This window comes from Pseudomonas sp. RIT357 (assembly GCF_000632245.1).
GTDB lineage: Bacteria > Pseudomonadota > Gammaproteobacteria > Pseudomonadales > Pseudomonadaceae > Aquipseudomonas > Aquipseudomonas sivasensis.
Genome location: NZ_JFYX01000004.1, coordinates 24,554 through 42,982 on the forward strand (window position 1 = coordinate 24,554; position 18,429 = coordinate 42,982).

17 protein-coding genes are annotated in these 18,429 nt (G+C 58.6%); 5 read left to right on the forward strand and 12 right to left on the reverse strand.

From position 1 onward, the window contains the following. Positions 1-35 precede the first annotated feature (35 nt). From gltP to BW43_RS22000, 4 genes are all read right to left on the reverse strand, one after another. Positions 36-1,367 (reverse strand): glutamate/aspartate:proton symporter GltP, encoded by a 1,332-nt coding sequence (gene gltP / locus BW43_RS22015; protein WP_032885038.1) that lies wholly within the window; start codon positions 1,365-1,367, stop codon positions 36-38. A gap of 712 nt (positions 1,368-2,079) precedes the next feature. Then, positions 2,080-2,547 (reverse strand): inhibitor of vertebrate lysozyme family protein, encoded by a 468-nt coding sequence (locus BW43_RS22010; RefSeq protein ID WP_032885040.1) that lies wholly within the window; start codon positions 2,545-2,547, stop codon positions 2,080-2,082. 2 nt (positions 2,548-2,549) lie between these two features. Continuing rightward, entirely contained in the window at positions 2,550-2,714 is a 165-nt protein-coding gene (locus tag BW43_RS28150) for a DUF1328 domain-containing protein (RefSeq protein WP_003170804.1), read from the reverse strand. An 85-nt stretch (positions 2,715-2,799) separates the two neighbouring features. Then, on the reverse strand, positions 2,800-3,099 hold the full coding sequence (locus BW43_RS22000) for a hypothetical protein (RefSeq protein WP_032885189.1): 300 nt from the start codon (positions 3,097-3,099) through the stop codon (positions 2,800-2,802). Between the two features lie 377 nt (positions 3,100-3,476). On the opposite strand from BW43_RS22000, the gene algB reads away from it, so the two are divergent. Both algB and BW43_RS21990 read left to right on the forward strand, forming a co-directional pair. Next, positions 3,477-4,823 (forward strand): sigma-54-dependent response regulator transcription factor AlgB, encoded by a 1,347-nt coding sequence (gene algB, locus BW43_RS21995; protein WP_032885041.1) that lies wholly within the window; start codon positions 3,477-3,479, stop codon positions 4,821-4,823. Positions 4,824-4,833: 10 nt separating this feature from the next. Further along, positions 4,834-6,621, forward strand: a complete 1,788-nt coding sequence (locus tag BW43_RS21990) for an ATP-binding protein (protein WP_032885043.1) — start codon at positions 4,834-4,836, stop codon at positions 6,619-6,621. A 3-nt stretch (positions 6,622-6,624) separates the two neighbouring features. Here BW43_RS21990 and BW43_RS21985 read toward each other — a convergent pair whose 3' ends face one another. From BW43_RS21985 to BW43_RS29195, 6 genes are all read right to left on the reverse strand, one after another. Then, entirely contained in the window at positions 6,625-7,401 is a 777-nt protein-coding gene (locus BW43_RS21985) for an N-acetylmuramoyl-L-alanine amidase (RefSeq protein WP_032885191.1), read from the reverse strand. Positions 7,402-7,489: 88 nt separating this feature from the next. Then, positions 7,490-9,529: a diguanylate cyclase gene (locus tag BW43_RS21980; RefSeq protein ID WP_032885045.1), complete on the reverse strand. Its 2,040-nt coding sequence runs from the start codon at positions 9,527-9,529 to the stop codon at positions 7,490-7,492. After that, the gene (locus BW43_RS21975) at positions 9,526-10,407 is read right to left on the reverse strand and encodes an endonuclease/exonuclease/phosphatase family protein (RefSeq protein ID WP_032885046.1); all 882 of its coding nucleotides are present in this window, start codon (positions 10,405-10,407) and stop codon (positions 9,526-9,528) included. The genes BW43_RS21980 and BW43_RS21975 overlap by 4 nt, the downstream gene beginning before the upstream one ends. A 10-nt stretch (positions 10,408-10,417) precedes the next feature. Further along, on the reverse strand, positions 10,418-11,053 hold the full coding sequence (gene dsbA / locus BW43_RS21970) for a thiol:disulfide interchange protein DsbA (protein WP_032885047.1): 636 nt from the start codon (positions 11,051-11,053) through the stop codon (positions 10,418-10,420). Positions 11,054-11,221: 168 nt separating this feature from the next. After that, complete coding sequence (locus BW43_RS21965; protein ID WP_032885048.1) at positions 11,222-11,848, reverse strand: cytochrome c; 627 nt, start codon at positions 11,846-11,848, stop codon at positions 11,222-11,224. A 33-nt stretch (positions 11,849-11,881) separates the two neighbouring features. Then, on the reverse strand, positions 11,882-12,091 hold the full coding sequence (locus tag BW43_RS29195; RefSeq protein ID WP_233896924.1) for a cytochrome: 210 nt from the start codon (positions 12,089-12,091) through the stop codon (positions 11,882-11,884). Positions 12,092-12,295: 204 nt separating this feature from the next. Between BW43_RS29195 and yihA the strand changes: the two genes are divergently transcribed. Continuing rightward, positions 12,296-12,937, forward strand: a complete 642-nt coding sequence (gene yihA, locus BW43_RS21960) for a ribosome biogenesis GTP-binding protein YihA/YsxC (protein ID WP_032885049.1) — start codon at positions 12,296-12,298, stop codon at positions 12,935-12,937. 269 nt (positions 12,938-13,206) lie between these two features. Here yihA and polA read toward each other — a convergent pair whose 3' ends face one another. Then, positions 13,207-15,984, reverse strand: coding sequence for a DNA polymerase I (gene polA / locus BW43_RS21955; protein ID WP_032885050.1), 2,778 nt, complete (start codon positions 15,982-15,984; stop codon positions 13,207-13,209). Between the two features lie 74 nt (positions 15,985-16,058). Between polA and BW43_RS21950 the strand changes: the two genes are divergently transcribed. Together BW43_RS21950 and BW43_RS21945 are read left to right on the forward strand one after the other, a co-directional pair. Continuing rightward, positions 16,059-16,349 carry a DUF2782 domain-containing protein gene (locus tag BW43_RS21950; RefSeq protein ID WP_032885051.1) on the forward strand — a complete coding sequence of 97 codons (291 nt, stop codon included), beginning with the start codon at positions 16,059-16,061 and terminating at the stop codon, positions 16,347-16,349. A gap of 56 nt (positions 16,350-16,405) precedes the next feature. Beyond that, entirely contained in the window at positions 16,406-17,359 is a 954-nt protein-coding gene (locus BW43_RS21945) for a homoserine kinase (RefSeq protein ID WP_032885052.1), read from the forward strand. A 128-nt stretch (positions 17,360-17,487) separates the two neighbouring features. Here the strand turns inward: BW43_RS21945 and BW43_RS21940 are convergent, their stop codons facing one another. Further along, complete coding sequence (locus BW43_RS21940) at positions 17,488-18,417, reverse strand: zinc ABC transporter substrate-binding protein (protein WP_032885054.1); 930 nt, start codon at positions 18,415-18,417, stop codon at positions 17,488-17,490. Between the last annotated feature and the right edge of the window lie 12 nt (positions 18,418-18,429).

The window sequence follows — 18,429 nt, forward strand, 5'->3', positions numbered from 1 at the left end:
GATTTACCGGGGTTTGTCTTAGAGCCGTCGGACTATCAGCCGCGAGTGGCTTGGGCAGTCGGCAGGGCTTGCTTGGTGCGCCAGTGCGGCAGCGAATTCCAGTAGCGCTCGCCTTTGGCGTCGTCGTACATGCCTTCCCAACGGGAGATGACCAATACCGCCAGGGCATTACCGATCACGTTGAGGGCGGTACGCGCCATGTCCATGATGCGGTCCACACCGGCGATGAACGCCAGGCCTTCAAGCGGGATGCCGACGCTGCCCAAGGTGGCCAGCAGCACCACGAAGGACACGCCCGGCACGCCGGCGATGCCTTTGGAGGTGACCATCAGAGTCAGCACCAGCATAAGTTGCTGGCCGATCGACAGGTCAATGCCATACAGCTGGGCGATAAAGATTGCCGCGATGCTCTGGTACAAGGTCGAACCGTCGAGGTTGAACGAGTAACCGGTCGGCACCACGAAGCTGCAGATAGCCTTTGGCGCGCCATAAGCTTCCATCTTCTCGATCACGCGCGGCAGCACGGTTTCGGAACTGGCGGTGGAGTAAGCCAGTACCAGCTCATCTTTGAAGATGCGGATCAGCTTGAGAATCGAGAAGCCGAACAGGCGGGCGATCAGGCCCAGTACTGCAAAAGCGAAGAACAGGATGGCGACGTAAACCAGGATCACCAGCTTGGCCAGCGGCAGCAAGGAGGCAAAGCCAAAGTTAGCGACAGTCACTGCGATCAGTGCGAATACGCCGATCGGGGCGTACTTCATGATCATGTGGGTGACTTTGAACATGCTCTCGGACACGCCTTGGAACATGGTCACAAGCGGCTCACGCAGCTCAGGCTTGAGGCTCGACAGACCCAGGCCGAACAGCACTGAGAAGAAAATGATCGGCAGCATCTCGCCACGGGCAACAGCGGCGAAGATGTTCGACGGGATCAGGTTGAGGATGGTCTCGATAAACGCATGCTCATGCTGCACCTCGGCGGCGGTCGCCTGGTACTTGGAGATATCCACCGTACCGAGGGTACTCATGTCGATGCCCGCGCCCGGATGGAACAGGTTGGCCAGCAACAGGCCGACCACAATGGCGATGGTGGTGACGACTTCGAAGTAAAGGATGGTTTTGACGCCGATACGACCGAGCTTTTTCGCGTCACCGACACCGGCAATGCCGACGATCAACGAGGAAATCACAATCGGGATCACGATCATCTTGATCAGGCGGATAAAGATATCGCCCGCTGGCTGCAGCACGTTGCTGATCCACCAGGCCTTTTCAGCACTGAAATGGTTGAGCACTGCGCCGATTGCGATCCCCAGCACCAAACCGATGAGGATCTGCCAGGCGAGGCTTAGCTTTGCCTTCTTCATGTCATTACCCTTACTTCAAGTGAACTTAAGGCAAATGCGCCAGCTGGACCGCTCGAAAGCGAAAAAGTGTGTGCATCTGCCTCCATGAAAGGTCACCGCAGCGTGGCCGAAATGGCTTACTGGCAGGCGAAAAAAGGCGCAACTATTCCGATGCAAGGGAGCGACGTCTAATGCCGTAAACGCCTACCCTATGCCGAATCGGCATGACTTTTTTTCATAATAACTGTCCGAACGGTCAGTTCATATGCGACATATTGTCAGGTGAATATGCCGTGAACCGGCCAATTTAGGCTCGCGCAGAGATTCTGCACGTGTTTGGTGCGTTGGCAGAAATGCCTGGGAATCACGCGGCATTGCGTCAGAAATGTCCTATAGCGGCGACAAAACTTTCTCGATAGATGGTCGTCCCGACACACCAAGTAATGGTTGGGAACAAGCAAAAAGAAAATTCGCAGCTATGGGCGGCATAAAAGGCAGGGATGAAAGTCATAAGCCCGCCGCAAGTTCAGCAAGCAGGGGGCTTGTGAACTTGCGTCGCAGCTTTTCGCCTGACCCGGCCCTTGCGCAGGCACTCCCTGTACCCGTAGGTCACGCCGATCCCATTTGATCAGAGCAACCCAGCCCCTTGGTCATGCACCGCTCTTGGCGAGCGGTGCAAACAGAAAGAAGCAAGGGTGCTTCTTTCTATGGACGCTGGCCCCGTAGCCGGGACCTAGTACCAATTCGGATCTTTCTTCAGCTGCTCCATCAGCAGCTTCTGCATGCCTTCATCCGGCTTACCGATAAAACGGTAATCGGCATGGCGTGTTGGGGATTTATCTGCCGGCAAACCGGCGGGCACTTCCACCAACATGGCGTAGGCATCTTCCTTGTCGAAGCTGAAGGCGACGATCAGGCGCTTGTTCTTGCACGTGTCTGCAGTTTCGCAAAGCGGCCCGACCAAGTACTTGTCACCATCTTCTTCCACGGCGTTCATCTGCTCGGCTGTGCCTGACAGGTTCATCACCCATTCCGGCAAGCGCTCTTCTTTTTTCACCACGTCTTGCCAAGTCTCGCGGTACTGCGGGTCCGCGGTCAGCAATTGGTTGGCCCGGGATTGGCCGTCATTGGCGGCCATCGCCAGGCCGCTGCCGCCCAAGAGCAGGGCGACAGCCATGGTTTTAAAGCACAGAGTGGTCATATTCAGCCTCGGCCGCGACGACCAAAGAAGAACGAAGCAATGAACATCACCAGGAAGACTACGAACAGGATCTTAGCGATCCCAGTGGCGGTGCCCGCGATACCACCAAAGCCCAGAACTGCAGCCACAATGGCGATGATCAGAAATGTGATTGCCCAACTCAACATGGTGATTCTCCTTACGCTTCGATAGAGGTAACAGCGGTAGTGCCGTGCCGTACGGCCGCCCTACACAAGCGGCCGCTTTTATTGCCTAAAACACCCAACGTTCTTGGGTTGGCAGCTCGCCCAGGGTGGAATCCTGCTCGGCCACTCTCAATTGCGGTGCAGTTACATCAGCAGAAGCAGCACCGACGGTACGGCTGCCAATGGAACTGAAATGTGTCTGCGTCATCGCCGGACGTTCGAAATGCGGGGTTTGCTGCTGACTCTGCTGCCAATGTTGCATCTGCTGGCCTGCTATCAGCGTGACCATTACGGCCAAGCTGGCAAACATGCCTTGCTGTAAGCGCAGTGGCGATACACACAATTGGCTGAGGATTTGGCGAGTCATGCTGATGTTCTCCCGCATTTTGATTATTCGTTGAGAGAGGTATTGCAGCGTGCATGCCAGCTTTTTTACAAAATAAAACCCAATAAAATCAGTAGCTTATGCATTAAAGACACAATGGCAGTGCAGCATCCTGCACGATCGCCCTTTATAGGCCGTGCGAAATGCACGACGGTCAGTGGTCGGATCAAAGGATCGAAAGCGAAGGAGTAGTTGCCGAAGTGGCAAGAAGGCATGAAAACGCCATCAGGCGGGGCTCTGTAGGAAAAGATGCAGATACCTGCACGGCAATGCCTTTTATCAATCAGAATAAACCATGCAACTTGCCCGATTATTCCGGGACTAAACACCATCATTTATAGTTAAGGAGCGCGGGACAGATGGAATCAGCCAAGGAACTTCAAGGCCGCATTCTTTTAGTGGATGACGAGTCCGCGATCCTCCGCACCTTCCGTTATTGCCTGGAAGATGAAGGCTACACCGTCGCCACCGCCAACAGCGCCGCCCAGGCCGATGCCCTGATGCAACGCCAGGTGTTCGACCTGTGCTTCCTGGACCTGCGCCTGGGCGAAGACAACGGTCTGGATGTGCTGGCACACATGCGTATCCAGGCACCATGGATGCGCGTGGTGATTGTCACCGCTCACTCCGCCGTCGATACCGCCGTGGACGCGATCCAGGCCGGTGCCGCCGATTACTTGGTCAAGCCTTGCAGCCCCGATCAACTGCGCCTCGCTACGGCCAAGCAATTGGAGGTGCGCCAACTGTCCGCGCGCTTGGAGGCTTTAGAAGGTGCAGTGCGCCAGCCCAAAGACGGCCTCGACTCTCATAGCCCGTCAATGATGGTGGTGCTGGAAACCGCGCGCCAGGTGGCGGGGACCGACGCCAACATCTTGATCCTTGGCGAATCAGGCACCGGTAAAGGCGAACTGGCCCGCGCTATTCACGGCTGGAGCAAACGCGCCAAGAAATCCTGCGTGACCATCAATTGCCCGTCGCTGACCGCTGAGCTGATGGAAAGCGAGCTATTCGGTCATAGCCGTGGCGCCTTCACCGGCGCCAGTGAGAGCACGCTGGGCCGCGTCAATCAGGCAGACGGTGGCACGCTGTTTCTTGACGAGATCGGCGATTTTCCCCTCACGTTGCAGCCCAAGTTACTGCGCTTTATCCAGGACAAGGAATACGAGCGCGTGGGCGACCCGGTCACCCGCCGGGCCGACGTGCGTATCCTCGCCGCCACCAACTTGAACCTGGAAGACATGGTGCGCGACGGACGTTTCCGTGAAGACTTGCTGTACCGCCTCAACGTCATCACCCTGCACTTGCCGCCGCTGCGCGAGCGCAGTGAAGACATCCTGACGCTGGCAGACCGTTTCCTGGCGCGCTTCGTCAAGGAATACGCCCGGCCGGCGCGGGGTTTCAGTGATCAAGCACGTGAAGCGCTGCTCAACTATCGCTGGCCCGGCAACATCCGTGAGCTGCGTAACGTCGTGGAGCGGGCGAGCATCATCTGCCCGCAGGAAAAGGTAGAAATCGTCCACCTAGGCATGGCCGAACAACCGACCAACAATGCACCGCGTATCGGGGCGGCGTTGAGTCTGGACGAGCTGGAGAAAGCCCATATCGGTGCGGTTCTGGCCACCAGCGACACCTTGGACCAGGCGGCACGCACCCTCGGCATCGACGCGTCGACCCTGTATCGCAAACGCAAACAGTACAACCTGTGAGCTGCACCCTATGAAGTTAGCGATGAAACTGCGCACTCGTTTATTCCTGAGCATTTCAGCGCTGATAACCGTCGCTCTGCTGGGGTTGATCCTGGGCTTAGTCAGCGTGATGCAGATGGCTAAGACCCAGGAATCGCTGATCCGCAGCAACTTTGTCACCCTGGATTTGGGCCTCAAACTGCGCCAGATCCTTGGCGACCAGTTGATCATGATGCTGGAGCAGCGCCCTGACCCCGAGGCGCTGCAAGCCTCCAAAAAACGTTACTTCGACTTGCTGGAACAGGGTATCGCCCACGAACAGCGCGATGGCCATGGCAACGGTTTCAGCCAGGCACGCCTCCAATACCAAGACTTGCTTGAGGCCTTCGACCAATCCCAGCAAGCGTCGCCGCCGCCGGGCAGCAAGGAAAAACTCACCGAAACCTTCAATGTGCTGCGCAACGGGCTGATTACCGAACATAAGCAGGCCCTGGATAACATCAGCGCCAGCGAGCATAAATCCCGTGAGCGGGCGTTGCTGATCGCTGGTTTGCTGGGGTTGGTGGGGCTCGCGGTGCTGATCATCGGATTTGTCACCGCCCATGGCATCGCCCGGCGATTCGGCGGGCCAATTGAGGCGCTGGCCAAAGCGGCGGACAAGATCGGCCAAGGTGATTTCGAGGTGACGCTGCCGATTTCTTCAGCAGCGGAAATGAACCTGTTAACCCGCCGTTTTGGCCTGATGGCCGAGGCGGTTCGCCAGCATCAAGCGACCAACGTTGACGAACTGCTGGCCGGCCAGCAGCGCCTGCAAGCTGTGTTAGACAGCATCGACGATGGCCTGCTGATGATTGACCGCCAAGGCCGCCTGGAACATCTCAACCCCGTCGCGCAGCGCCAGTTGGGCTGGGACGAGGAACGCCTCGGCCAAGGCCTGGGCGAAGCCCTGATGCGTCCCGAACTGGATGAACAGCTGCAAATGGTGCTGCGCGGCGGCAACCTGGAACGGGCGCCGGATGATCTGGAAGTGGAAGTCGAGGGCGAACTGCGCCTGCTGACCTACAGCCTCACACCTGTCAGCCATACCGAGGGGCATATTCTCGGGGCGGTCATGGTGCTGCACGACGTGACCGAACAGCGCGCCTTTGAACGGGTACGCAGCGAGTTCGTCCTGCGGGCATCCCACGAATTGCGCACGCCGGTGACTGGCATGCACATGGCGTTCGGCCTGTTCCGCGAACGTGCGAAATTCCCGGCGGACTCCCGCGAAGCGGACCTGCTGGATACGGTCAATGAAGAGATGCAGCGCCTGATGCAGTTGATCAACGACTTGCTCAATTTTTCGCGCTACCAGAACGGCCTGCAGAAACTCACCCTGGGCCCGTGCGACGTGACTGACCTGCTTGAAAACGCTCGTGCGCGCTTTGTGGAGCCCGCCAATGCGCAGAACATAGAGTTGCTGGTAGAGGTTCAGTCCGACCTGCCACGCCTGTATGCCGACCAGGCGCAATTGGAGCGTGTGCTCGACAACCTTTTGGGCAACGCCCTGCGTCACACCGCCGACGGCGGGCAGATTCACCTGCAGGCTCGACGCCATGGCGAGCGGGTAATCATCAGTGTCGAGGACAATGGCGAAGGTATCGCCTATGGCCAACAAGGGCGCATCTTCGAACCCTTCGTCCAGGTGGGCCGCAAGAAAGGCGGCGCCGGCCTTGGGCTGGCGCTGTGCAAAGAGATTGTGCAACTGCACGGCGGTCGCATGGGGGTGTATTCGCGGCCGGGGCAGGGCACTCAGTTCTACATGGCGTTACCGCTTTAACCTTTAGCGCCGGTTGAGGACACGCAAAATAGCGGCACTTTCGGCGTCCGGCTCCCCAGCAAACAGGGAAGGCCGGAAACGCATCTGGAACGCCGCGATCACATGACGCGTTGCGACATCCAACACACCGGTCTGGGGTGTCGGGTAACCAAGAAGCGCCAACTCCTCCTGGAACCAGGTGATGCTCGGCAGTTCAGCAGCATATTGCACCTGAAAGCGCGCGACCGCCTGAGCATCCGGCCATACACCCAGACCTTCATCGGCCAGGCGCTTCCAAGGGAACAACGGTCCCGGGTCCAGCTTGCGCAGCGGCGCTATATCGCTGTGACCAATGATGTTCTTGGGGTCGATGCCATTGCGCTTGCTGATGTCCTTGAGCAGCACTACCAGCGATTTTACCTGGGCCTCGGAATACGGGTACCACAGGCGACCTGTGGGCGTGTCCTTATAGCCGGGGTTCACAATTTCGATCCCGATGGAGCTGGAGTTGAGCCAGGTACGCCCCATCCACTCGCTTTCGCCCGCGTGCCAGGCGCGTTGACTTTCATCCACCAGCTTGTAGATGGTGGCAGAGGCGTCGTCGCCGATCAGGTAATGCGCACTGACCTCGCCGTGGGTCAGCAGGGCCAGTGATTGTTCAAGATTGGTGGAGGTGTAGTGGACAACCACGAACTGCACGCGATTGTCGTGGTTCGCCGAGGGGTGGCTGGTGTTCAGGCGGGGACCGCTGGCGCAACCGGCGAGCAGAAGAAGCACAAAGGTGAAGTACAAGAATTTCATGGCGGAAGACAGCACGCTGAAGACGATAATGCAACAGTGTAACGTACGGTCCGTGGCCAAGCGGTCAAGTTACAAAATAGAACAACTTTTATGCCGCTTGCACTTGGTTACGACCTGCCGCTTTAGCCCGGTACAGCGCCTCATCCGCTCGTTTGAGCGCCAGGTCACTGCGTTCTCCCGGTTGGAATTGCGCCACCCCCATGGATACCGTAATCGTCACCGGCTCGCCCTTGAAGTGGAACGGGCAGGCCTCGATCGCCGCACGCAGCACTTCACCCACGCCCAAGGCATCCGACAGGGATGAATCAGGCATCAGCAGCACAAACTCTTCGCCGCCAAACCGCGCGATGAAATCGTTGGAGCGCAGGCGCTTGCGCAGCACGTTGGCGATAATCTTCAGCACCTTGTCACCGGCCAGGTGGCCGTAGCCATCGTTGATGCGCTTGAAGTGGTCCAGGTCCAGCATCGCCAGCGACAAATTATTGCCGTGCTGGTGCCAAGCATTGACCTCATGGTCGAGGCGCTCGCTCCAGGCGGCGCGGTTGGGCAAGTCGGTGAGCGGATCGATCAGCGCCTTCTGGCGCTGCACCTCGAGGTGCTCGCGATAGCCCTGGGCCTCCTGCTCCATATTGGCAACCCGCTCGGCCAGCCCTTTCAAGCGCGCCGCCACTTCCTGCTCGCGCTGGTCACGCTGCTGCTGGTGCTCGTCCATGGTGCCCAGCAAACCCTCAAGATGGCTTTCCAGCACCTGCTTGAGGCTGTCCAAGTCCGCGGCGTCCTGCACACTGCTTTGCAGGCCGTCGACCTGCTCGCGAATCTGCGTGTCCAGCTCCCGGGCTGCGGAGCGGCTGTCGGCATGGCCGTCGCTGGCCACTTGCAGGTGGCCCTGGAAGGCCTCAAGACGCTCGTTAAGCTGTTTCAGGTAGGCCTCGAACTCATGCTGGCCGCTGTCGGTGATCGCCAGCATCAGCACCGCCAAGTCATCAAGGATCGGCAGCAGTTCGTACCAGTTCAGACCGTGGGCCAGGCGCTCGCGCATGGCTTCGGCCTGTGGCCGATGGCGCTCGGGCAGTGACAGCTCTTCCAGCAGGCCGAGCAGGGTGTCTTCAATATGCTTGGCCACGGAGCTGTAGGACGGCTCGGGTGAGTCAGGCAGGGAATAGGGGCCGTCCGATTGCAGCTCGTTGGGGTCAGGCTCATCGACCTCCAATACAGGCGGGAGCGAGAGACTACCGATCACCGTCTCATCCGGCGTCTCGACCGCTACCGGCGGGGTCTCGATTAAGGCCGCGAGGGCGCTTTCGGCCGCTGGCTCTTCCTCCTGAGGCTGTGGCGCCTTAGGCGCTGGAGCTTCGGCGACAGGCGCAACCTCTGCCACCCTCTGCGCAGGCGCCTCGTACACAAACGCTTCGCTGACGGCCTTGGCGGGTTCAGGTTGTGCAGCAACCGGCTCCTGAGTCTGCGGCGCAAAGGCCCGCAGGGCTTGCGTCAGCTCATCGTTTTGCTCAGGTTCCTGAGGCTCGGCGGCGGCGTGGGTCACAACGGGGGACGGCGCTGGGCTGGCAACGGGCTCAGTGGCTACCGTTTCGCTCGCGGCGTCCTTGGCACCAAACAGACGCTGCAACAAACCTGGCCCAGGACGCGGAGCTTCACCCTCCGGCTCCAGGTTATTCAGCGCCTGCCCTTGCAGGCTGCTCAGCTCGCTGAGCAACAAAGGAATCTCTCGAGCCTGGCTGACGCGGCCATCCAACTGCTTGGCAAAGGTTTTCAGCGGACGGGCTACCTCACGGGGCAGCGGCAACTTTTGCAACTGCGTAACCAGAGACGTCAGTGCGGTGCTCATCTGGTCAATGCGGGTTTCGCGGCGTTGCTCAGAATCGAGCACGGCTTTTTCCAGGCGCGGCAACAAGGCCGCGAGGGCGGCGTCCATGTCGTCGGTGCGCACAACGTCGCGCATTTCCTTCATGCATTGATCAACGGCACGGTCGGTACCTTCCGCCGCCAGCGTGCTACGCACCAGCCCGCGGCGCAGCAGATCAAGGCGTGCAGCCCAACGGCGTTCGAGCTTTTCTTGTTGCTCGATACTTAGCAGGTATTTTTCTTTCCAGCGCTGGGCGTCGTCGCTCATGCAAGGGGTCCGCGAGGGCCAGGGCTCAACGCGGGTAATGCATCTGCCGTGAGCGAGCCCGGCAGACGAATCTCTACCGCGACCGGCAGGTGATCGGAAATGGGCTGCGCCAGCACCTGCACACTTTCCAGTGTGAGGCTCGGGCTGAGCAGGATATGGTCAAGACAGCGTTGCGGTCGCCAGCTCGGAAACGTGGCTTCGACTTGCGGCGCCAATAGCCCTAGGTCGCGCAACGGGGAATTCTGCAGCAGGTCGTTGGCATGGGTGTTCATATCCCCCATCAGCACCTGATGCTTGTATTTGCCAATCAAATCGCGCACGTAAGCCAACTGAAGGTTGCGCGTACGCCCCCCGAGCGCCAAGTGCATCATTACCACCACCAAGGCTTCAGGCCCTTCGCCAAAACGCACGAGGATCGCCCCACGCCCCTTTGGACCCGGCAATGGATGGTCTTCGATGGCGGTCGGCTTCAAGCGGCTGAGCACACCATTGCTGTGCTGCGCCAGGCGCCCGAGGTTGCGATTGAGTTGCTGATACCAGTAGGGGAAAGCCCCAAGATGGGCTAGATGCTCGACCTGATTGATGTAGCCCGAGCGAATGCTGCCACCATCGGCTTCCTGCAAGGCGACCAGGTCGAAGTCACTCAACAGGTCGCCGATCTTCTGCAGGTTACCGGCCCGCCCGTTGTGGGGCAGCAAATGCTGCCAACCACGGGTGATGTAGTGACGGTACTTCTCGGTGCTGTTACCCACCTGGATATTGAAACTGAGCAGACGCAGACGATTGTCCGCCGGCAAGCCTGTCGATTCCAGGTGATGCTCATTGACCTGCGGGTCATGCAGGCCAACGACACGTTCGGTGGTGCCCCAGCGGCGCATGGGAAGCCCCTTACTTGGCTGCGCGCTCTTTGGCGATCAGCTGGTCTGCAACGTTGAGGGTATTTTCAGGACCACCAGTAGTGCCCAGGTCGAAACGGTATTTGCCGTTGACGATCATGGTCGGTACGCCTTGTACGCCGTACTTCTGCGCCAGTTCCTTGGCCTGCTTGATCTGGCCTTGGATGGCGAACGAGTTGAAGGTGGCCAGGAACTTGTCTTTGTCGACGCCTTGGGTCGCGACGAAGTCAGCCATTTCTTCTGGCTTGGTCAGGCGCTTGCCTTCTTTCTGGATCGCGTTGAATACCGCGTTGTGGACCTTGTGCTCCACGCCCATGGCTTCCAGGGTCAGGAACAGCTGGCCGTGGGCATCCCATGGACCGCCGAACATGGCCGGGATGCGCTTGAAGTTCACGTCTTTAGGCAGCTTCTCGACCCAAGGGTTGATGACTGGCTCAAACGCGTAGCAATGCGGGCAGCCGTACCAGAACAGCTCCACCACTTCGACCTTGCCCGGCACAGAAACAGGCACTGGATTGGCCAATTCCACGTAGGTTTTACCGGCTTCAAGCGGCACGTCGGCAGCCTGTGCGGTCATGCCGAAAAGGCTGACAGTGACGAGAGCGGCGCTGAGGATCAGATTACGCATGCTTTACTCCTGGACAAATAAAGTCGCCTTACGCGACCTTTAGGTGTGACAGGTCTACGCGGGCATGAGTTCGTTAGTGTAACGGCACCGGCCACAAAAAAGGGCGGCCTGGGCCACCCTTTTTATGCTTGCATCGCGGGATTAATCGAGCGTTAACGTTACAGGCGCTTAGTGCAGGCCCTGGATGTAACTGGAGAGGGCTGCGATGTCTTCATCGCTCAGCTTGCGGGCGATGGTACGCATGATCGCCGCGTCGCCATCGTTAGCTCGACCACCTTCTTCCTTGCGGAAATCCGTCAGCTGCTTGGCGATGTATTGAGCGTGCTGACCACTCAAGTGAGGAAAGGCCGCTGCCGCAATACCTGCGCCGTTCGGTGAATGGCAGCCGGTGCAGGCCGGCAGGCCTTTATCCAGATTGCCACCGCGAAATAGCTTCTTGCCGCGTGCCACCAATTTAGGATCAGCAGCTCCCACGCTGCCCTTCTGGCTGGCAAAATACGCCGCGATGTCTGCCAGGTCCTGATCGCTGGAGTTAGCCAGTAGGCCGGTCATTTCCAGCACAGTGCGCTTGCCGCTCTTGATATCCTGCATCTGCTTGGTCAGGTAACGCTCACCCTGGCCAGCGAGTTTGGGGAAGTTCGGCGCCGGGCTGTTGCCATCGGGGCCGTGGCAAGCACCACATACGGCGGCTTTCGCTTGACCGGCAGTGGCATCACCTTTAAGGGGGCCCTCTGCAGCGACGGCAGCGCCAGTGATGCCCAAGGTCAACAGCAGACTCACGATCAATTTGTTCATCAGCTAATCCAACTACGGCTAAGGGTTTAAGAGTTATCTACCGGGTTTACTCACCATCAACTCAATGACGGCATGGTAATCCTCAGTACTGCAGTCCATGCACAAACCACGCGGCGGCATTGCCTTGAAACCCTCGGTCACGTGTCGCACTGTCGTGGCCACGCAAACTCGGTTGTACAGCGCTTCCGGTTCCTGTGTAGCCTGAGCGCCGTAAAGCGGGATCAGGGCACCAAAAGCGAGCAACCATCAGGTCATACATCGACCTTTTCAGGGTTTGAGAGCGTTTTGCGTTCTAATGCGCAATAAAGGTCTTTCGCTCCCGTGTACCTCATCCTTCGCTGGGACAAAGCACACACAAAATCTGCGGCATTATATACTGGCGCTACTGAAACGGAAACGACACCGCTTGCCGCACCCTTTCTCGGCACCGCCCACATCGGAAATCTCATGCAACTCAAGAATCCCATCCTAGGCCTGTGCCAACAGTCCACCTTTATGCTCAGCGCCGCCAAAGTAGACCAATGCCCTGATGACGAGGGCTTTGAAGTCGCCTTTGCCGGCCGTTCCAACGCCGGTAAGTCCAGCGCGCTGAACACCCTGACCCACGCCAGCCTCGCGCGCACCTCGAAAACACCGGGCCGCACGCAACTGCTCAATTTCTTCAAGCTAGACGATGATCGGCGTCTGGTCGACCTTCCGGGCTATGGTTATGCAAAAGTACCTATCCCGCTGAAGCTGCACTGGCAGCGTCACCTGGAGGCTTACCTGGGTGGCCGGGAGAGTTTGAAGGGTTTGATTCTGATGATGGACATCCGTCATCCAATGACTGACTTCGACCTGCTGATGCTCGACTGGGCCGTCGCCAGCGGCATGCCCATGCATATCCTGCTGACCAAAGCCGACAAGCTGACCTACGGCGCCGCCAAGAACACTCTGCTCAAAGTGCAGGCCGAAATCCGTAAAGGTTGGGGTGACACAATCACCATCCAGCTGTTCTCGGCGCCTAAGCGCATGGGTCTGGAAGAGGCCTACACCGTACTGGCAGGCTGGATGGAATTAGCAGACAAAGGCGCGGAAATCGCCGAGTAACTTTTCTGCGGGCAAAAAAAACCCCGGACTTCGTATGGGGAGGGGAAGTTCGGGGTTCAAGTTCTGGACCGCTAGGGCGGGGCCCAGATATCTGCCAACACTTAACACAACATAGGAGCATTGAAGGGCTTCACCACCCATTCAGTAACTCTGAGTAGCAGTTCACGGGTTAAGTTCCGGCGGTATCAGAAAACTATTGGAAATAACCAACGTCGACTTTTGAACTAAAGCACTCTGCCACCACGCCTGGTGGTGGCAAACCCCCGATATCAGTGTGCTTCGTCCCAGTTATCGCCAACGCCCACGTCGACCACCAACGGCACATCCAACTGTGCCGCCGCGCTCATGTGTTCGCGAATCTTCTCACTGACCTGCTCGACCAAGTCCTCACGCACCTCAAGCACCAATTCGTCGTGTACCTGCAGGATCACCTTGGCATCGAGGCCCGAGTCGGTCAGCCAGTTGTCCACCAGCACCATGGCTTTCTTGATGATGTCCGCCGCCGTGCCCTGCATCGGCGCGTTGATCGCGGTGCGTTCTGCAGCCGCGCGCTCCTGAGGCTTATTGGAATTGATATCCGGCAAATACAGCCGGCGACCGAAGAAGGTTTCCACGTACCCCTGATCGGCAGCCTGAGCGCGGGTGCGCTCCATGTAGTCGCGAACCCCTGGGTAGCGGGCGAAGTACACGTCGATGTAAGCCTTTGCAGTCTTGGTATCGACGCCGATGTCCTTGCCGAGCTTCTGTGCCCCCATGCCGTAGATCAGACCAAAGTTGATTGCCTTGGCACTGCGACGCTGATTGGACGTGACCTCAGCCAATTCGACCTTGAATACCTCAGCCGCCGTCGCGGTATGCACGTCCAGGTCGTTGCGGAACGCATTCATAAGCCCCTCATCCTTGGACAAGTGCGCCATGATCCGCAGTTCGATCTGCGAATAGTCCGCCGCCAGCAGTTTGTAGCCTTTGGGCGCCACGAATGCCTGACGAATCCGCCGCCCTTCGGCGGTACGCACGGGGATGTTCTGCAGGTTCGGGTCACTGGAAGACAAGCGCCCGGTTGCCGCCACAGCCTGATGATATGACGTGTGAACACGCCCGGTGCGCGGGTTAATCTGCTCCGGCAGGCGATCGGTGTAAGTGCTTTTGAGCTTGCTCATGCTGCGGTACTGCATGAGTACCTTAGGCAGCGGATAGTCATCTTCGGCCAGCTTGGCGAGCACTTCTTCGGCGGTAGACGCCTGTCCTTTGCCAGTCTTCTTCAGCACCGGCAGACCCAGCTTTTCGTAGAGAATCGCCCCGAGTTGCTTAGGTGAACCCAGGTTGAATTCCTCACCAGCGATCTCGAAGGCCTGGCGTTCCAGCTCAACCATCTTGTTGCCCAACTCAATACTCTGAACGCCGAGCAACTTCGCATCGACCAAAGCGCCCTGACGTTCGATGCGGGCCAGCACGGGTACCAAAGGTATTTCGATGTCCGTCAGCACACTGGCCAGGCTCGGGATAGCAGCGAGTTGCGCATGCAGTTCCTGATGCAACCGCAAGGTTACATCTGCGTCTTCGGCCGCATAGGGACCCGCTTGTTCAAGCGCAATCTGGTCAAACGTCAACTGCTTGGCGCCTTTGCCAGCGATGTCCTGGAAGCTGACAGTGTCGTAGTCCAGGTACTTCTTGGCCAGGCTGTCCATATCATGGCGCGTCGCGGTGGAGTTCAGCACGTAGGACTCAAGCATTGTGTCGAACGCGATGCCACGTACGGTGATGCCGTTTGCCGGGTCGCCGCCAATGGCGCAGTTGGCCAAGATATTCATGTCGAATTTGGCGTGCTGGCCAACCTTGAGCTTGGACGGATCTTCCAGCAACGGCTTCAAGGCCAGCAGTACGGTGTCACGATCCAGCTGTTCCGGCGCGCCAATGTAGGAGTGGGTCAGCGGGATGTACGCAGCTTCACGGGGCTGCACAGCGAAGGAAACCCCGACCAGTTGCGCCTGCTGGGCGTCGATCCCGGTAGTTTCAGTGTCGAAAGCGAACAACTTCGCGTCGTTTAGCTTCTTCAGCCAAAGATCGAACGTGGCCTGGTCGAGGATTGTGGTGTACGAGGCTTCTACGGGCGCTTGGGGTTCAACAGCTTTCTCAGCCACCGGTACCGCCTTCAGTTCAACACGCTTGGCATCGCGCTGAATCTCATCAATCCAGCTCTTGAACTCCAACAGCGTGTAAAGCTCCAGCAGCTTCTCGCGGTCTGGTTCAATCAGGTGCAGATCGTCCAATCCCACGTCCAGCGGCACATCAATCTTGATCGTCGCCAGTTGGTAGGAAAGAAACGCCATCTCCCGGTGCTCTTCAAGCTTGGCCGGCAGCGTCTTGGCACCACGGATCGGCAGAGTCGGCACAATATCCAACTGTTCATAAAGCTCTTTGAGGCCGCCATTCACACCCACCAGCAAGCCGGAAGCGGTCTTAGGACCAATCCCCGGAACGCCCGGGATGTTGTCGGACGAGTCACCCATTAACGCCAGATAGTCGATGATCTGCTCCGGAGCGACGCCAAATTTCTCCTTTACGCCGTCCACGTCCATGGCGCTACCGGTCATGGTATTGACCAAGGTAATGTGCCCGTCGACCAACTGCGCCATGTCCTTGTCGCCGGTGGAGATCACTACCGGACGGTCAGCCGCCGCGCTGCTGCGGGCCAGGGTGCCGATCACATCATCGGCCTCAACGCCTTCAACGCACAGCAGCGGGAAGCCCAAGGCGATCACACTCTGATGCAGCGGCTCAATCTGCACGCGCATGTCATCGGGCATGCTCGGACGGTTAGCCTTGTATTCGGCGTACATGTCATCACGAAAAGTCCCACCCTTGGCGTCGAACACCACCGCAAAGGGGCTGTCCGGGTACTGCTTGCGCAGGCTTTTGAGCATGTTCAACACGCCCTTGACCGCACCGGTCGGCAGGCCTTTGGAAGTGGTCAGCGGTGGCAGCGCGTGGAAGGCGCGGTACAGGTAAGAAGAACCGTCCACCAGGACGAGGGGCGCTTGGCTCATGAGCAGGATCAACCTTTTCGGCGGGTCTGGCGCTAGAATAGCCGGACCAATGAAAACAAAGGGACAAGGTTATCATGCGTACATTCAATCGCCTGCTGTTGACTGGCTTGATTGCACTCGCTCCGATGGCTGCCATGGCGGCAGACGATGCGCCTTCGGGCGACCCGGAAGTGACCATTCGCACGGAAGGCAACAGGACTATTCAGGAGTACCGTCAGAACGGCTTCCTGTATGCAATCAAGGTGACCGTTAAAGGTGCTCCTCCCTATTTCCTGGTGCGCGCGGACGGAACCGACGCAAACTTCATCCGCTCTGACCAGCCGGATATGCTGATCCCGTCATGGAAGATCTTCGAATGGAAATGATTTCTTAACTTCAATTGGCGCCGCCCACAGCGGCGCCCGTAATGGCAGTTTTAACCATGTCTGTGTTCACCCCCCTGGCTCGGCCCGAGCTGGAAACCTTTCTCGCCCCTTACGGGCTCGGCCGCCTGCTTGATTTCCAGGGGATTGCTGCCGGCAGCGAAAACACCAATTTCTTTATCAGCCTGGAGCAGGGCGAATTCGTCCTGACCCTCGTTGAGCGCGGCCCTGTCGCGGAGATGCCGTTCTTCATCGAACTGCTCGACGTGCTCCACGACGCCGATCTGCCTGTGCCATACGCCCTGCGGACCACCGATGGCATGGCTTTGCGCGAATTGAAGGGTAAACCGGCACTGCTGCAACCACGCCTGGCCGGCAAGCACATCAAAGACGCCAACGCACAGCATTGCGCCCAAGTAGGTGAGTTGCTTGGTCACCTGCACTTGGCGACGCAAGGCGAGAAGGTGCTGGAACGCAAAACTGATCGCGGCCTGGACTGGATGCTCATCGAAGGTGCGCAGCTAATTTCGCATTTGAACGATGCACAGCAAAGCCTGCTGAACGCTGCATTGACTGAAATCGAAGCCCATAAGGCCGAGATTCTCGCCCTGCCGCGCGCCAACGTGCACGCCGACCTGTTCCGCGACAATGCAATGTTCGAAGGTACACACCTGACGGGCTTGATCGACTTCTACAATGCCTGCTCGGGCCCGATGCTCTACGACGTGGCAATCGCGCTGAATGACTGGTGTTCGGATGACGATGGTGTGATCGACGGACAACGCGCTCGTGCGTTGTTGGGCGCTTATGCTGGACTGCGACCGTTTACAGCGAAGGAAGCGGAGCTCTGGCCGACCATGTTACGAGTGGCATGCGTGCGGTTCTGGCTGTCACGGCTGATTGCCGCTGAGTCATTTGCCGGCCAGGACGTGTTGATTCACGATCCCGCCGAGTTCGAACATCGATTGGCGCAGCGCCAGCAGGTCACCGTCCACCTGCCATTCGCGCTCTAAGGACCAACCCGGTCAAAAATGTGGGAGGGGGCTTGCCCCCGATGGCGATGCATCAGTCAAATTATCATCGACTGAAGCGCCTTCATCGGGGGCAAGCCCCCTCCCACATTTGATCTTCGTTGTGAGGCTTACAACGACTCCAGGCAACCGGCCAAGTCATTCCCCAGCTTCTCCAGCACCTGCTCATAACCCTGAGCCGTCGCCGGTGTATACCCGCCCAACGCATCCAATTCAGCCAGCTTCACCGGCAGCCCGGCCACCAGCGTCTCTGCCAAGCGCGGGCGCAACGGCGGTTCACTGAACACGCAGGTCTTGCCCACTTCCTGCAAACGAGTACGCATTGCCGCTACATGCTGGGCACCTGGCTGTACTTCGGAGGCGACGCTGAACACGCCGGTGTGCTTAAGCCCGTAAGCATCTTCGAAGTAATCAAAGGCTTCGTGGAACACGAAGTAAGGCTTGTCGCCGATGCTCGCCATACGTTTTTTCAGGCGTGCATCCAGGGCGTCCAGACGGCCGGCAAACGCCTTTGCGTTGCTCTGGTAACGCTCGGCATTCACTGGGTCAGCGGCGCTCAGGTCGGCTGCCATACGTGCAGCAATCACCCGGGCGTTTACCGTGGACAACCACAAATGCGCATCCAGGCTGCCCGGGCGGTGATCGTGGTCATGTTCGTCGGCATCGTCAGCGTGAGAATGGCTATCTTCACCGAAACGACGCAGTTTCATTCCCGGCAAGTCTTGCACCGCTACCGTCGTCGCTGTACGACCTTTCAACACGCGAGGCAGGAAACTCTCCATATCCGGCCCAATCCAATACAGCAGATCCACCGACTGCACACGCCGTACGTCGGATGGGCGCAACGCGAAGTTATGCGGCGATGCGCCGGGGGGCAACAACACCTCCGGCACGGCCACGCCGTCCTGCACAGCCGCGGCTATCAACTGCAGAGGCTTGATGCTGGTGAGTACCCGTACCTCGGCCTGAACTGTGCCTGCGATGAATAAACTGGTGATGAAAACGACAAAAACGGGAAAAAGTCGGGACACGATGACCACTCAATGACGTAG